Genomic DNA, 13,520 nt, shown 5'->3' with positions numbered 1-13,520 from the left:
ACGTTTGGATCGCTAACCTGTCGCGTACCTGTATGCGTATCAGATCATCAGTTCGGTGGTGGGGTCGATGACGGACGACGAGTCGAACGAACTCACAGCCGACGCGGCCGCCCTCGAGCAACTGCGCGAGGCGGTCCGATCGAATCCGATCGAAGACACGGAACTGTCGGGCCTCTACGAAGAGGCATCGACGGCACGCGTCGATCTCTGGAACACCGTTACGGCCTTCATCGACATCGAAGACGGCGAGGCGATCGTCACCGACGAATCGAAGCTCGCGGAGGGTACGTGGGCTCCCGAAATCGTCGACGATTGCGACGCGATGCTCACGGTCGACGTCCAGCGGGGGCTCACCGAGGACGCGTTCAAATCGATCGTGGACGAGAAACTCGCGGCGTTGATCGAGGACGCGAAACAGGACTCCAGTTGATTCAGGCTCGACTGGCTCTGACGTCCCCGTGGACTCTCACTCTGCTGTGGATCCGCGGCTGGGATCGTGCCGCGACTTCGCATCTGACCTCGAGTTACCAGCTACACGCGAGTCACTGCGGATCACAAACCGCGCTCGAGCCTACTCGGTCGCGTTCTGGGCGAGTACCACGATTGCAACGCTTCGCTCGAGAGCTTTCGGCGAAACCTCGCGCTCGCCGTCGAACCTGAGCAGTTCGCCCGCGCGCAGTTCGTGGCGGTCTTCGCCGACCGTGACGGTCATTCGCCCCTCGAGTACGTGGAACACGACCTGCCGACCGGGATGGGCGTGCGCCGGAACCTGTTGGCCTTCAGCCAGCGTTAGCCGAACCGTTTTCGGCTCTCCCTCAAAGACTCGCGCGTGTGGCTCTCCCTCGAGCGTCTCGAGCGAGACGCGTTCGGTCGACGATGGGCTCCGAGTCGTGGAATCGGTCATTCGGCACGCAATTGGGAACGACGACGGATGACGTTTGGTCCGAACCGGTTCGGTCGACTCCCGTTACGGGCCGGGTACGAACGCTCGTTCGGCCCTCGGCGCGATGGCAACTATAAAGAGCGTGTTCGCCCTTGCTCGAGTCACCGAAACGATGGCTATCGATCAGGAGACTGCGATGACCGACGAGGCGATCGACGCCTTCCTCGCCGCGCACGAAACGGGGGTACTCTCGCTCGCGCGCGAGGACGAACCCTACGCAATTCCCATTTCCTACGGGTACGACGCCGACGAGCGAGTGATCTACCTGCGGCTCGTCTCGACGCCGGAAAGCGAGAAACGACAGTTCCTCGAGTCGTCGCCGTCGGCTCGACTCGTCGTCTACGACGAACAGGGCGAGACCTATCGGAGCGTCGTCGCGACCGGCGTCCTCGAGTCGCTCCCGCCGTCGGAACTGACGCCGGAACAGATCGCCCAGTACGGCAGTGCGAAGCGCCCGCTGTTCGAAATCTGGGCGCGCGGAAAACAAGACCTCGACATCGAACTCTACCGGCTCGAGCCTGACTCGCTCAACGGCCGTCGGACGGATATCGACCGATCGGCCTAACGCAACGGCGATCGGCCGTCAGTTCGTCTGTTGTTTCTGAACGAAATCCGTGGCCGAGACGTCGGCGCTACAGACCGGACAGCCGTGGGCCAACGTGGCCTCGCGCATCGACTCGTTGACCTCGATCGCTTGCTCGCAGTCCGGACAGGTAAATTCGTATCTACTCATGAGGGTGGTCGAACCTGTGACTTGTTCGTCGTTGTACACTCCTGTGTGTCCATTGCATATAGGATTGCGGTTCGCTGCCGACCGCCAGTAGTTCCCGAAGCTTTCTTGATCGAGTCACTCGAGCGCGGCCGGCGCGCATCGTCGATCACCCCGATTCGTACTCGAGGATCGCATCGAGTAGTTTCGTCTGGGCGGCCGAGAGGTGTTCGCTGAACGTCGTTCCGGAAATTCCGAGTTCGTCCGCGACTTCGCTGGCGTTAGCTCGTTTCGGATGCTCGAAGTAGCCCATCCCGTGGGCCGTCTCCAACACCTCCAGTTGCCGGTCCGTCAGCGTGCTTCGATCGACGAAGACGAGTTGCTGTTCTGCGCGGTCTTGCTGTGACTGCAAGAGTCGCTGGACGTCGAGGTTCGAGTATCGACGACGCAAATCGCCGATAATCGCCTGTAGCCCCTCCATGTCCGGCGCGTGAAAGGTAAGGAACAACGCGGATTCGTCTGCGTGAACGTCGATGACGGGCGAATCGTGGCGTTCGATACGTTCGCAGGGACAGCCCCGGCCGAGTTCTCGATCGAACCGGTACACCTCGCTCGAGCCGTACGAAAAGACCGACGAGAGCTCGACGTCGGTCTCGAATTCGTCGGGGTACTCTCCAGCCTGTAGCACGAACTCCTCGGAGACGCGTTCGGGTCGGTCCGGGTTCACGCTCTTCGAGACGGACTGGACGGTCCCGCTCGCCGCTGTCGCGGCCTGGGTTACGACACAGCCGTCCGGATCGATGAGTTTCACCTCCGCTCGAATCCCCGAGGGCATTGTCTCCTACTGTGGGGGCTTGCCTCCTAAATTCTGCGCTGGCGTCGGTGTCCGTCACAGCCGAGTCACTCGCCCCCTCATAAACCACCCTGTATTTGTGGGGATTCAATTGGTGTCGGCGGCGGTGATAGTAGTATCTAAGACAATGAGCACGACCTTCTCTCAGACCCGGCGGCGGTCGACCGTTCTCGAGGACTCCGAAGACGCACAGACCGTCCTCGAGGCGCTCACCGATCCCGACTGTCGGGCCATCCTCGAGGCAACGCGCGAGGAATCGCTCACCGCCACTGAACTGTCTGATAGGTGTGACATTCCGAGTTCGACGGCGTACCGAAAAGTCGAGGCGCTCGCGGCCGTCGACCTGCTCGAAGAGCGCGTTCGAATCAACACCTCGAGCAAGCACGCGACGGAGTACCGTCGCCGCGTCGACGCCGTCTCGGCATCGATCGATACCGGGGGTCTCGTCGTCGAGATGACGCCGCTCGAGCCCGATACCGAAACCGCTTCCGAGTCGGCAGCCGCCGCGAACGACGGTCTCGAGGTCGATTCGGACGGTCTGTTCGCCGTTGCCGACGACTGAACCGGACGACGAAAATCAGACCGCGTCGCTTCGCTCGCGGATTAATTGTCTTCGATTTCTTCGTGGAGGAACGGTTTGGCGTCCTCGCCGGCGTAGGTCGCGACGCGGTGGCCGTCGCCCTCGAGGTAGTACTGGTAGGTCGTCAGCCCCTCGAGACCGACTGGTCCTCTGGCGTGGATCTTACCGGTGCTGATGCCCACTTCGGCGCCGAGCCCGAACCGGTAGCCGTCGGCGAACCGGGTCGAGGCGTTGTGGAACACGCTCGCCGAGTCGAGACTCCGCATGAACTCGTCTGCACGATCCGAATCGTCGGTGACGATCGACTCCGTGTGCTTCGAGCCGTAGGTCGTGATGTGTGCGAGCGCCGACTCGAGCGAGTCGACGACTTTGATCGACAGGATCAGGTCGCCGTACTCGCTCGCCCAGTCGTCGTCCGTCGCAGGCGCCATGTCGACGATCTCGCGGGCGCGGTCGTCGCCGCGCAACTCGACACCGGCCTCGGCGTATCGGTCGGCCATCTCGGGAAGGAACGATTCGGCAACGGCCTCGTGGACCAGCAGCGTCTCGACCGCGTTACAGACCGCCGGGTACTGCACCTTGGCGTCGTAAGCGATATCCACCGCCATCGATTGGTCGGCGTCCTCGTCGACGTAGACGTGACAGATCCCTTCCGTGTGACCGAGGACGGGGATGCTCGTGTTGTCCTGAATGTAGCTGACGAACCCCGAACTCCCGCGGGGCATCAGCAGGTCGATCGAGTCGTCCATCTCGAGTAAGGCGTCGACGTCGGCGCGCGCCTCGATGAGCTGCGCCCAGCCGGTCGGCACGTCGGCGGTCGCCTCCCGAATGATCTCGAAGAGGATCCGGTTCGACTCGCTCGCTTCGCTCCCGCCTTTGAGGATCACCGAGTTTCCGGATTTGAGGCTGAGCGCGGCGATCTGGACGAGCGCGTCGGGTCGCGACTCGAAGATCGAGCCGATCACGCCGATCGGCACGGTGCGTTTGTACAGTTCGAGCCCCTCGTCGAGGCGTCTGGCCGTCTGTGTCGCACCGAGCGGATCGTCCTGCTCGGCGACGCTCCGGACCATTTCCGCGATGCTCTCGAGTTTCGACGGCGAGAGCTTCAGGCGATCGACCAGCGCCTGCGTGTACTCGCCGTCCTCGAGGAGCGCCTCGGCCTCGCGGACATCCGTCTCGTTGGCCGCCAGGATCTCGTCGCTTCGGTCCTCGATCGCGTCGGCGATCGAGACGATCGCCGCCGACCGTCGCTCGTCGGACAGCTTCGCGAGCTCGAGGGCCGCGGTCTGTGCCTCCGCAACCTTCGTTTCGGGGGATTTCTCAGTCATCGGTGTCACCGTTCGTGGGGATGAACACGGTGCCCACGGGTTTGCCAGCATCGATTTTTTCGAGAACCCCGTCCTCGGTCGACCTGGCGATTATGGCGGGGATTCCGTGCTCGCTCACCGAGCGAGCGCCAGCGACTTTCGTTTGTATCCCGCCGAAGGACGCAGTCGAACTGCTGTCGATCAGATCCTGGACCTCCCCGTAGTTGTGCCCGACCGCCTCGATCCGTTCCGCGTCGGGGTTGTCCTTCGGGTTCTCCCGGTAGACGCCGCCGACGTCGGTCAGCGTCACCAGCAGATCGGCTTCGGACCCGATCGCGATCGACGACGAGAGCATGTCGTTGTCGCCGATCCGGATCTCTTCGGTCGTGACGGCGTCGTTCTCGTTGATGATCGGGACGATGCCCCACTCGAGGAGCGTCTCGATCGTGTTCGTGAAGTTGGTGAACCGATCCGGGTTGTCGAGGTCGCTCTGGGTGATGAGGATCTGGGCGACCTTCTGGTCGTACCGGTCGAAGCTCTCCGTGTACCGATGCATCAGGTGCGACTGGCCGACGGTCGAAAGCGCCTGCGACTGCTCGACGGTCTCGCTTTCGTAGCCGACCCGTCCCTTCCCCGCACCGACCGCCCCGGACGAGACGAGCAGTACGTCGGTCCCGCTCGAGCGCAGGTCCTGTACGTCGTCGACGAGCTTGTCGAGCTTGTCGTCGTCGAGATTTGACTGGTCGTCGGTCAGCGAGTTCGTCCCCGCCTTCACGACCGCGCGATCGGCATCTGCAGCGAGCCGTCTCGCGGTTTCGACGTCGCCGAGTTCCGTCGTATTACTCATTGGACACTTCCTCTGCGAGCTCCCTAGATCGTTCTTCGGCCGCGATCACCGCCGCCTCGACCGTCTCTTCGACGGTGCTCTCTCGGAGCACGTTCATCCCCTCGATCGTCGTGCCCTTCGGCGAGCAGACCGCCTCGATGAGTTCGTCCGTGCTTCGGTCGTCGCGCAGGACGGTCTCTGCGGCGCCTTTGAACGTCTGTGCGGCCAGAACTTCGGCCTTTTCGGGATCGAGGCCGCTGGATACGCCGGCCTGCTTGACCGCGTTCAGGAGATAAAACACGAACGCAGGGCCACTCCCGTTGACCGCCGTCGCGATATCCATCTGGTCCTCGTCGATCTCGACGACGATGCCGACCTCCTCGAGTACGGCGACGACGTCGTCGTCGATCGTCTCCCCGGAGATCGCACCGGCCATGTTCCCGGACTCCGCCGCGAGGTTCGGCATCAGTCGGACGACCGTCGCGTCCGTCCGCGCCTCGAGGACGTCCGTCGAGACGCCGGCCGCGATCGAGACGAGCGTCTGTTCCGCGGAGAGATCTAGATCCTCGACGATCGACGCCGTGATATCCGGTTTGACGACGCTGAAGACGATGTCGGCCTCGGCCGCCGTCTCGAGGTCCGTCGTCGTGTTCGAACACAGTTCCGAGACCGCTTCGAGAGCCTGCGGGTCGACGTCACAGGCAGTGACCGTGTGAGTTCCGTTCCGAGCGAGGCCCCGAACGAGGGCCGAACCCATGTTCCCGCACCCGATGACGCTGACGTGTACCATTCTATCTCTCCCTTCGGGGTGTGGGGACCATAGCAACTTTGATTTGCATCGCCTCGAGGAGACTATCGGCCGGCGTCGTCCGCACGTCGATCGCTCGAGAACGAGGCCCTTCTCGGTCGTCCGATAGCGCGCTCAGTTCGTATTCGTTCAGTCCGCCGAGCGGTACGATTCGCAGACGCGCTCGACCCCCTCTTCGAAGTCGATTCGGGGCTCCCAGCCGGTTTCGTCCCGAATCTTCGAGATGTCGGCGCAGGTGTGGTAGATGTAGTTCTCGAGGGGAACCGGTTCGTAGACGGGTTCGACGTCCGTCCCGAGAGCCTCGTTGATCAGGTCGACCGTTTCGTTGAACGAGTAGGGCTCGCCGGTCCCGAGGTTGTACGCGCCCGCAAGTTCGTGGTCGGCGGCCGTCTCGAGGCCGCGAACGATGTCGTCGATGTGCGTGAAATCCCGCGTTTGCGTGCCGTCACCCCACAGCACGGGCGAATCGCCGTTTGCGATGTCGTCGGTGAACTGCGAGACCGTGTTCGCGTAGGTTCCCTTGTGCGCTTCGGCGCCGCCGAAGCCCTGATAGACCGAGAAGAATCGCATTCCCGCGAGCGTCAGTTCGTCGTAGAAGTTGTTGTAGTACTCCGCGTACCGCTCCCGTCCGAGCATCGACGCGTCGTAGCCCGTCGAGGCTTCGATGTCGGTGGCTTCGGGCGTCGGCGACTGTCGACTTCCATAGATCGACGAGGTCGACGCGTAGACGATCGTTCGACAGCCGTCCGCCATCGCCTGTTCGACGACGTTGACGAATCCCTCGATGTTCACTTCGGCTCCCTCGCGCGGATTTTCCTCGAGCATCTGTCGACTCGAGAGCGCCGCGAGGTGAAACACGACGTCCACGTCTGTCGGCAACTCTTCGTCACGGACGTCTGCCTCGACGTAGGTCACGGCCTCCGTGAGGTTCTCGGGCGTGCCGAGATAGCCGTTGTCGAGTGCGACGACCTCGTTGTCCTCGGCGAGCGAGTTCGCGAGATTCGATCCGATGAATCCCGTCGCGCCCGTTACGAGCACGCGAGCGTTCTGCATGCGTGGCGGTTTCGCCGTCGTTTATATATGAATACCGGATTCCGAACCAGTGGGCCGACGGCGGTCGAACTCGAGAGGCGAGTCGGTCGGTCACTTCGAAGGCGGTTTGGGCGGCGAACCGACGGGAATCCGGAAGTACTTGTAAGTATATCCGAAACGTATGCGACCGTACCCATGTACGATCACATTCTCGTTCCCGTCGACGAGAGCGACCCCTCGTCGGTCGCGCTCGATCACGCCCTCGAGATCGCCGCCGATCGGAACGCGACCGTCTCGCTCCTGTACGTCGCGGACACGAACGAACCTAGTCAGACGCGACTCGGGACCGAAGTCGTCGACGTGCTCGAGGAAACGGGCGAAGAGGTCCTCGCGGACGCGCGCGATCGAGCAGACGCGTACGACGTCACCGTCAGGTCGAAACTCGTGCAGGGCAATCCCCGCGACGTGATCGTCCGGTACGGGTCGAGCATCGGCGCCGACCTCGTCGTGATGGGAACCCACGGCCGCGGCGGTCTCGAGCGCTACGTCCTCGGTAGCGTCGCGGCACACGTGGCCAACACGGCGCCGATGCCCGTTTTGACGATCTGTGGGACCGACGATTCGCGGGCCACCTATCCCTACGAAACCGTCCTCGTTCCGACCGATGGCAGCGACCACGCGACGACGGCGCTGAAACACGCCGCGGCGGTCGCAACCCAGACGGACGCGACGCTTTCGCTTCTGACCGTCCTCGAGGAGTCGATGCTCGGCGTGGGCGACGACGACGAGCGCCGAGCGAAGGCTGAGGAACTGCTTGACGAAGCCGCTTCGACGGCGCGATCGGAGGGCGTCGAAGACGTCGTGACCGCCGTCGAATCGGGGTCGGTCGCTCGAGAGATCAGCGGCTACGCGGACACCGAGGGGGCGGATCTCATCGTCATGGGAACGCACGGACGGCAAGGCGTTGACCAGCATCTCCTCGGGAGCATCACGGAACGAGTCCTCCGCACTGCCTCGGTTCCCGTCCTGACGCTCAATTGAACCCGTCTGAAAGCGATTCCACTCACCGACAGCGTCCAGTCACACGGCAGCACTCGGTGGCACCGTTACAACTCAGTCGGTAGACACTCTCTTTCTGCGGGAGAGAATCGCCGTATGTGGCGGGGGATATCACTCCGTTCTTTGAGCCCAGATCGAATCGAAAGCGAGGCCGAATACGAGCCCGAGGGCGATCCCCATCGCTAACTCATCCATCGTGACACCGATAGCTACGCCGAGTCCGAGTCCAATCGCAATTCCTCCGCCCATGTCCCGCTCCGAACCGTTGTCTGCGGACATATACTCGTACTCTATGATACCTAGTGATAAGTACATTTCTACACCCACCGATTGAATTCACGAGCCTTGGGAGTCGCTGCGGAGTGTGACAGCGCTCGCCCAGTAGAGTGAGAAAATCGATCGAAAACCGTGTCTCGAGTCAAGTACCGGCAGTTCGTCCGTCCGTCGGTTAGTCGAGCGATCCGGGTGAGTCCTCCGAGAATCCCCACCGCTCGTCGGCCGGTGTCGGCGTCTCGTCCGCCGACATCCGCATGCTCCGATACAGGTGATCGAGGTGCTCGAGCGTGCGACGGACGTCGTATCGCTCGACGGCAGATCTGGTGTCCCGGTCCGTCTCGAGACAGCTCTCGACCGCCTCGGCCATCTCCGTCGTGTCGCCGTACTCGAAGCGGTCGCCGTTGTCGGGACCGATCGTCTGATCGAACGGCGGGACGTCCGCGGCGATGACCGGCGTGCCGCAGGCGTTCGCCTCGAGGGTCGAGAGCCCGAGGGTATCTGCGGTAGAGGCCGTCACGAACGCGTCGATCGAGGAGTAAAAGACGGGCAACTCGTCGCGAGGGAGGAACTCCCGAAGCTCGACGTTCTCGGGCGCGTTCGCCTCGAGACTGTCTCGGTAGGGTCCCTCTCCGACGATGACGAACTCGTAATCGGGGAGTTTCTCTGCGACCCGAAGGATGTCGTCGACGTTTTTCTCCATACTGAGCCGGCCGCTGTACCCGATCACCGGACTGTCGGTGTCGGCGTACCAGTTCTCGTCCGTCGGCTGGAAGAACTCCATGTCGATGCCAACCGGAAGCTGGACGTGATTGACGTCGCGTTCGATTCTGGCCGTCGAGGCGGTCACGATCTCGAAGCTCTCGAGGAAAGAGTTCTCCAGGGGAACGTAACACTTCGAGAGCGCCTCCGCGATCGACTCGAACCGAACGTTCTGGTGGAAGTACTCCTCGATCGGCGTGTGGTGGGTGTAGATCGTCGGGATCTCGTGTTTGCGAGCGTAGTACCGGCCGAGCATCCCGACCGGTGCGGGACCGTGACAGTGGACGATGTCGAAATCCGGGAGCGTCGACGGTCGCCTGAAAAGCGGGATTCGATAGCCGGCATAAAAGGGGTTCGGCAGCGACCGAACCGGAATCTCGCGGTCGTCGGGCTCGTAGTCGCCGTCCGGATAGACGACGAAGACCTCGTGTCCCATCTCCTCGAGTTTCTCGCGCCAGAGCTGTATCGTGTACGTTACGCCGTCTATCTCGGGGAAATAGCTGTCCGTAAAGAATCCGATCTTCATTCAGACCACCTCCTCGTAGAGCGACCGGTACTGACTCGCGACCGATTCGAGCGAGAACTGCTCGCTCCTGTCGGCCGCGTTCGATCCGAGCCGCTCTCTGCGTTCCGGGTCCGTAAGCTGTTCGAGCGCGTCGACGAACGCCTCGACGCCGGATTCGTCGGCCGACGGCGAGACCTTCAGACAGTCCGTCCCGTCCTCGAGCCAGGAGAACGTCTCGATGTCGCGAACGAGCACCGGCTTCCCGGCGGTCATCGCCTCGAGCAGAGCAATCCCCTCGTTTTCCTCGTGGGTCGGGAAACAGAAGATGTCACCGGCTGCGTACGCCCCTCGAATGTCGTCGATGTAGTCGGTGAACGTACAGTTATCTGGCGATTCCTCGATTAACCGTGTCGTTTCCCGACCTTTCAGCGAGAGATCGAGCGGCCCGAACCACGCGAAGTCCAGTTCGGGCATTCGGCGAGCCAACTCGACGAACGTCTCGAGGCCCTTCCGTTTGATGACGTGGCCGACGAGAAAGACGACCGGCGGTTCGAGGTCGTATCGCTCGAGGTACTTCGACCTGAGCGATTCGAACCCATCGAGTTTCTGCTGGTCCACACCGTTCGAGATGACCCGCGTCGGCGTGTCCGTGTACTCCTCGATCACGTTCCGATTGTACTCGGAGGGACAGACCAGCGCGTCGGCCAGCCCGTAGGCCCACTCGAGGTACGGCTTCAACGGTTTGGCGAGCGCGTTGGTAAATCTGAAACTGTCCCCGAAGTCCTCGGCCGTGACGTGCGTGTGTGCGACGACCGGAACGCCCCGTGATCGCGCTCGTCTCGCGTACCAGACCGATCGCGGTCCCATCAGGTTGCAGTGGAAGGCGTCGGTGTTTAAGTCGGGTTCGGTCGAGTACCGGAGATCGAGTCGATCCAGGATCTTGCGCTGGTGGGCGACTGACTCGCGGATTCCGCCGGTGACGTGATCTTCGAACTCGAAGTAGTGGTTTATTTTCATGTCGATCTTATTGTCTTCTTCCGATATCGGCGAGACGACCGAATCGACCCGCTTTCGGCGACGGTCGGTCGGTCGCGATTCACTGGACTTCGAGCCACGGTACCTCCATGAGCGGCGGAATGTGCGTTTCGATGTGGTGTTCCCAGACGCCTTCCTCGCCGAACGCTTCGCCGTGGTCTGCGGTGACGATGACTTTCCCATCGAGTTCCGGAATCAGTTCGGAAACGGACTCGAGGGCGATCCGAAGGTTCTCCTCGTACAGTTCAAGCGCCGCGTCTCGCGTGCCGTTTCGGACCAATTCCGCTGGATCGAGTTCGAGCCAGAGTCCCGCTTTCTGGGCGAGTTCGCTGTCCTCGAGTCGACTCTCGACTTTGGGTCGGATACTGTCGCCCAGCGAGGAGAGCGCCCCCGAATCGCCCTCCGGCGTGTTCTCGGCTTCCTCCTGGCGTCGAATCCCTTTCTGAATCTGCTTGAGCTTCTGTCCCTTGCCCCGAGAGAGATATGGCGCGTGGGGCTGCATGTAGTGAAGGACGGTCCGGTCGGCCCGCTCGACGGCCGCCGAATTCTCGTGGAACGCCTCCGCGAGACTTTCGGGTGGGACCGTGCCGAGGTCGTCGTCCCAGCCGCTTTTCCAGACGTCGAAGACATCGCTGATGTGGTCCGTGGCCGACCACTCGTAGTCGCAACTCGCCCCCCACTTGAGTTCGTTCAGCGGAATCCCCAGATCGTTGATGAAGGGGTTTCCCGAAAAGTACGCGATATCGTATTCGCCTTCGAACGTTCGGTACGCCCACTCCGGCGTCGACGATCCCGTACTCCAGCGTTTTTCGAGCGTTCCCTCGAGATAGTCCTCATAGATGTCGCTGAACACGTCGTATCGACACGCGTCCAGCACGACACAGTAATCCCAATCAGACTCGAGGAATTGTTGGTCCTCCATCGCTTGCGAGGCAGTTGCGAGTCAGCCTACGTAATCTTATTGGTCCGTGAATAGTCAATGAAACATACATATCCGCCGTATTTCACTGGATGGGGGCCGAAGGCGGTCGATTTCGATTCTCGCTTACTCGAGATATCCCAGTTCGCGGAGCCGATCGCGGGTTTCGTCATCGGCGTCGGCGAGGGCGTCGGCGTCGTCGAGATCGGCTTCGGACGGATCGTCCCACGCGCCACCGGCAGCCCGCTCGAACCGTGCGAGCGCTCGCTCGCTCGCCTCGACCCGCTCGTCCTCGTCCGGATCGACCGTCGTCCCCTCGCTCGGGTCTCTGTCGAGTCTGTATCCCTCGTCGGGGATCAAGTCGGCTCGAACGTATTTCGCGTCGACGCTGCGTGCGGCGCGCAGCCGCGAGTACGCGCGGTGATTCTCAGTGAGTTCGATACCACCCTCGCTCGCTTTTTCCTCGAGGTGGTGGAGTTCGATCACTGGCTGTGCGTACTCGACGAACGCGTAGTCGTCCTCGAGAGCGAGGACGGTCTGTTGGCCAATGTCCGGTTTCGATGCGTCCTCGAACGCCCGATACCCGCTCGAGAGCAGCGATCGCGTCGAGTCGAACTTGCGAACGTCGCCGTCGATAGCTCCCGCGACGGCCGTCGGATCGACGCCGAGCGCGTTGAGGACCGTGTGATAACAGTCGAGCAGTTCGACGAGGTCCTCGCGCCGGTCTGCCTCGAGTTCGGGGTGTTTGACCAGCAGCGGCACGTTGATGAGTTCGTCGTAGAGGGCGAACTCGTGACCGTAGAGGCCGTGTTCGCCGTGGAGTTCGCCGTGGTCTGCCGCCACGATAACGGTCGTTTCCTCCCACTGACCGCTCTCGCGAAGCCATGCGAACAGCCGGCCGAGTTCGGCGTCCATGTGTGTGATCTCGGCGTCGTAGAGCGAGCGGATGTCCGCCCACTCCTCGTCGTCGATGGCTCGAGCGCCGGAGTTGTACTCCTTCGAATTTTGACAGACGTCGTCGGGGTCGACGCCGGGAGCGAACTCCTCGCGGTACTCCTCGGGCGGATAGTACGGGAGGTGGGCGTCCATCAGATTGACGAACGCGAACCAGCCCTCCTCACTCTCGCTCTCGTCGATGAACGATCTGGTGCGGTCGATGACCGCCGGGGTCTTCGAATCCGACCCTTCGCTGCTGGCGAGTTTGGCGTGTGCCATCGCACCGAGGTGGACGAGTTTCGATGCCAGTTCGCGCAGGTGCTCGTTGTCGTTGACGGACTGCCACGCGCTCGCTAGCGGCCCCGAGAGGACGTCGCCGGGAAGGACTTCGAAGAACGAGTCCTGGTGTTCGAACCCGTCGGTGAGGCCGGTGTAGGGCGTGATCCACGCGTTCGAAGAGTAACAGGCGGTGTCGTAGCCGCTCGCGGCGAGAATCGCCGCGAGCGTCGGCGTGTCGTCGAGGTACGGACTCTCCTGGTCGGCCCCGTGCTGGCTTGGGTAGCGCCCGGTAAACAGGGAGGCGTGGACCGGCAAGGTCCACGGTGCGGGCGAAATCGCCGAATCGAAGACGGTCGCTTCCCGCGCGAACTCCTCGAGTTCTGGTGTCGTTCCCCGTTCGTAGCCGTACGGGCCGAGGCGATCCTTTCGAACCGTATCCAGAACGACGAAGAGAACGTTCGAGCGTTGAGAACCGACCATTACGTGTGGTGACCTTATCCGGCCAGATGAGCGTGCTACTTGCCCTTGACGGGTGTACTTGCGGTAACCGTGAGCAGTCGGCTGCGTGTCTCGTCCGTCAGCCCTTCGACCGGCCGTGAAACTTTCCGAACGGATGCCGCTCTTTCGCGACCGGTTTCGCTGTCGAGTTCCAACAGGCCAGTTGCCGTCGATAATCAGACGTTTCAAGTCGACT

Annotated in this window: 16 protein-coding genes; 4 read left to right on the top strand and 12 right to left on the bottom strand. The window is 62.3% G+C overall.

Translation table 11 applies throughout. The features are described from left to right. Positions 1-67: 67 nt before the first annotated feature. A complete protein-coding gene (locus BM348_RS14595; protein WP_092905835.1) occupies positions 68-430 on the top strand; it encodes a hypothetical protein in 363 nt (120 codons plus the stop codon). Between the two features lie 141 nt (positions 431-571). Here BM348_RS14595 and BM348_RS14590 read toward each other — a convergent pair whose 3' ends face one another. Further along, complete coding sequence (locus BM348_RS14590; RefSeq protein WP_092905833.1) at positions 572-904, bottom strand: cupin domain-containing protein; 333 nt, start codon at positions 902-904, stop codon at positions 572-574. Between the two features lie 151 nt (positions 905-1,055). On the opposite strand from BM348_RS14590, the gene BM348_RS14585 reads away from it, so the two are divergent. Further along, entirely contained in the window at positions 1,056-1,508 is a 453-nt protein-coding gene (locus BM348_RS14585; protein WP_092906392.1) for a pyridoxamine 5'-phosphate oxidase family protein, read from the top strand. 18 nt (positions 1,509-1,526) lie between these two features. On the opposite strand, the gene BM348_RS14580 is transcribed toward BM348_RS14585, so the two are convergent. Together BM348_RS14580 and BM348_RS14575 are read right to left on the bottom strand one after the other, a co-directional pair. Further along, the gene (locus BM348_RS14580) at positions 1,527-1,676 is read right to left on the bottom strand and encodes a DUF7560 family zinc ribbon protein (protein WP_092906390.1); all 150 of its coding nucleotides are present in this window, start codon (positions 1,674-1,676) and stop codon (positions 1,527-1,529) included. A 145-nt stretch (positions 1,677-1,821) separates the two neighbouring features. Next, entirely contained in the window at positions 1,822-2,487 is a 666-nt protein-coding gene (locus tag BM348_RS14575; RefSeq protein ID WP_092905831.1) for a helix-turn-helix domain-containing protein, read from the bottom strand. A 145-nt stretch (positions 2,488-2,632) separates the two neighbouring features. Between BM348_RS14575 and BM348_RS14570 the strand changes: the two genes are divergently transcribed. Continuing rightward, the gene (locus BM348_RS14570) at positions 2,633-3,067 is read left to right on the top strand and encodes a winged helix-turn-helix domain-containing protein (RefSeq protein ID WP_092905829.1); all 435 of its coding nucleotides are present in this window, start codon (positions 2,633-2,635) and stop codon (positions 3,065-3,067) included. A 41-nt stretch (positions 3,068-3,108) separates the two neighbouring features. Here the strand turns inward: BM348_RS14570 and BM348_RS14565 are convergent, their stop codons facing one another. From BM348_RS14565 to BM348_RS14550, 4 genes are all read right to left on the bottom strand, one after another. Continuing rightward, positions 3,109-4,413: a glutamate-5-semialdehyde dehydrogenase gene (locus tag BM348_RS14565; RefSeq protein ID WP_092905827.1), complete on the bottom strand. Its 1,305-nt coding sequence runs from the start codon at positions 4,411-4,413 to the stop codon at positions 3,109-3,111. Next, on the bottom strand, positions 4,406-5,239 hold the full coding sequence (gene proB, locus BM348_RS14560; protein WP_092905825.1) for a glutamate 5-kinase: 834 nt from the start codon (positions 5,237-5,239) through the stop codon (positions 4,406-4,408). Before proB ends, BM348_RS14565 begins: the two co-directional genes overlap by 8 nt. Then, positions 5,232-6,008 (bottom strand): pyrroline-5-carboxylate reductase, encoded by a 777-nt coding sequence (gene proC / locus BM348_RS14555; protein WP_092905823.1) that lies wholly within the window; start codon positions 6,006-6,008, stop codon positions 5,232-5,234. The genes proB and proC overlap by 8 nt, the downstream gene beginning before the upstream one ends. Positions 6,009-6,155: 147 nt before the next feature. Next, a complete protein-coding gene (locus tag BM348_RS14550; protein ID WP_092905821.1) occupies positions 6,156-7,079 on the bottom strand; it encodes an NAD-dependent epimerase/dehydratase family protein in 924 nt (307 codons plus the stop codon). 174 nt (positions 7,080-7,253) lie between these two features. On the opposite strand from BM348_RS14550, the gene BM348_RS14545 reads away from it, so the two are divergent. Continuing rightward, on the top strand, positions 7,254-8,099 hold the full coding sequence (locus BM348_RS14545) for a universal stress protein (protein ID WP_092905819.1): 846 nt from the start codon (positions 7,254-7,256) through the stop codon (positions 8,097-8,099). A 129-nt stretch (positions 8,100-8,228) separates the two neighbouring features. Here the strand turns inward: BM348_RS14545 and BM348_RS21425 are convergent, their stop codons facing one another. The 5 genes from BM348_RS21425 to BM348_RS14520 form a co-directional block, all read right to left on the bottom strand. Continuing rightward, positions 8,229-8,396, bottom strand: coding sequence for a hypothetical protein (locus tag BM348_RS21425; RefSeq protein ID WP_175507201.1), 168 nt, complete (start codon positions 8,394-8,396; stop codon positions 8,229-8,231). 169 nt (positions 8,397-8,565) lie between these two features. Then, positions 8,566-9,678 (bottom strand): glycosyltransferase, encoded by a 1,113-nt coding sequence (locus BM348_RS14535; RefSeq protein WP_092905815.1) that lies wholly within the window; start codon positions 9,676-9,678, stop codon positions 8,566-8,568. After that, a complete protein-coding gene (locus BM348_RS14530) occupies positions 9,679-10,674 on the bottom strand; it encodes a glycosyltransferase family 4 protein (protein ID WP_092905813.1) in 996 nt (331 codons plus the stop codon). It lies immediately after the preceding gene. 79 nt (positions 10,675-10,753) lie between these two features. After that, a complete protein-coding gene (locus BM348_RS14525; protein WP_092905811.1) occupies positions 10,754-11,614 on the bottom strand; it encodes a hypothetical protein in 861 nt (286 codons plus the stop codon). 123 nt (positions 11,615-11,737) lie between these two features. Beyond that, positions 11,738-13,306, bottom strand: coding sequence for a sulfatase (locus BM348_RS14520; RefSeq protein WP_092905810.1), 1,569 nt, complete (start codon positions 13,304-13,306; stop codon positions 11,738-11,740). Between the last annotated feature and the right edge of the window lie 214 nt (positions 13,307-13,520).

This window comes from Halostagnicola kamekurae (assembly GCF_900116205.1).
GTDB lineage: Archaea > Halobacteriota > Halobacteria > Halobacteriales > Natrialbaceae > Halostagnicola > Halostagnicola kamekurae.
Note: the sequence above shows the minus strand (reverse complement) of the source record. Positions and strands in the feature narration are given on the sequence as shown.

Excerpts from the sequence above, each read along its gene's own strand:
- BM348_RS14595 (WP_092905835.1), top strand. The coding sequence starts at position 68 with ATGACGGACGACGAGTCGAACGAACTCACAGCCGACGCGGCCGCCCTC.
- BM348_RS14590 (WP_092905833.1), bottom strand. The coding sequence starts at position 904 with ATGACCGATTCCACGACTCGGAGCCCATCGTCGACCGAACGCGTCTCG.
- BM348_RS14585 (WP_092906392.1), top strand. The coding sequence starts at position 1,056 with ATGGCTATCGATCAGGAGACTGCGATGACCGACGAGGCGATCGACGCC.
- BM348_RS14580 (WP_092906390.1), bottom strand. The coding sequence starts at position 1,676 with ATGAGTAGATACGAATTTACCTGTCCGGACTGCGAGCAAGCGATCGAG.
- BM348_RS14575 (WP_092905831.1), bottom strand. The coding sequence starts at position 2,487 with ATGCCCTCGGGGATTCGAGCGGAGGTGAAACTCATCGATCCGGACGGC.
- BM348_RS14570 (WP_092905829.1), top strand. The coding sequence starts at position 2,633 with ATGAGCACGACCTTCTCTCAGACCCGGCGGCGGTCGACCGTTCTCGAG.
- BM348_RS14565 (WP_092905827.1), bottom strand. The coding sequence starts at position 4,413 with ATGACTGAGAAATCCCCCGAAACGAAGGTTGCGGAGGCACAGACCGCG.
- proB (WP_092905825.1), bottom strand. The coding sequence starts at position 5,239 with ATGAGTAATACGACGGAACTCGGCGACGTCGAAACCGCGAGACGGCTC.
- proC (WP_092905823.1), bottom strand. The coding sequence starts at position 6,008 with ATGGTACACGTCAGCGTCATCGGGTGCGGGAACATGGGTTCGGCCCTC.
- BM348_RS14550 (WP_092905821.1), bottom strand. The coding sequence starts at position 7,079 with ATGCAGAACGCTCGCGTGCTCGTAACGGGCGCGACGGGATTCATCGGA.
- BM348_RS14545 (WP_092905819.1), top strand. The coding sequence starts at position 7,254 with ATGTACGATCACATTCTCGTTCCCGTCGACGAGAGCGACCCCTCGTCG.
- BM348_RS21425 (WP_175507201.1), bottom strand. The coding sequence starts at position 8,396 with ATGTCCGCAGACAACGGTTCGGAGCGGGACATGGGCGGAGGAATTGCG.
- BM348_RS14535 (WP_092905815.1), bottom strand. The coding sequence starts at position 9,678 with ATGAAGATCGGATTCTTTACGGACAGCTATTTCCCCGAGATAGACGGC.
- BM348_RS14530 (WP_092905813.1), bottom strand. The coding sequence starts at position 10,674 with ATGAAAATAAACCACTACTTCGAGTTCGAAGATCACGTCACCGGCGGA.
- BM348_RS14525 (WP_092905811.1), bottom strand. The coding sequence starts at position 11,614 with ATGGAGGACCAACAATTCCTCGAGTCTGATTGGGATTACTGTGTCGTG.
- BM348_RS14520 (WP_092905810.1), bottom strand. The coding sequence starts at position 13,306 with ATGGTCGGTTCTCAACGCTCGAACGTTCTCTTCGTCGTTCTGGATACG.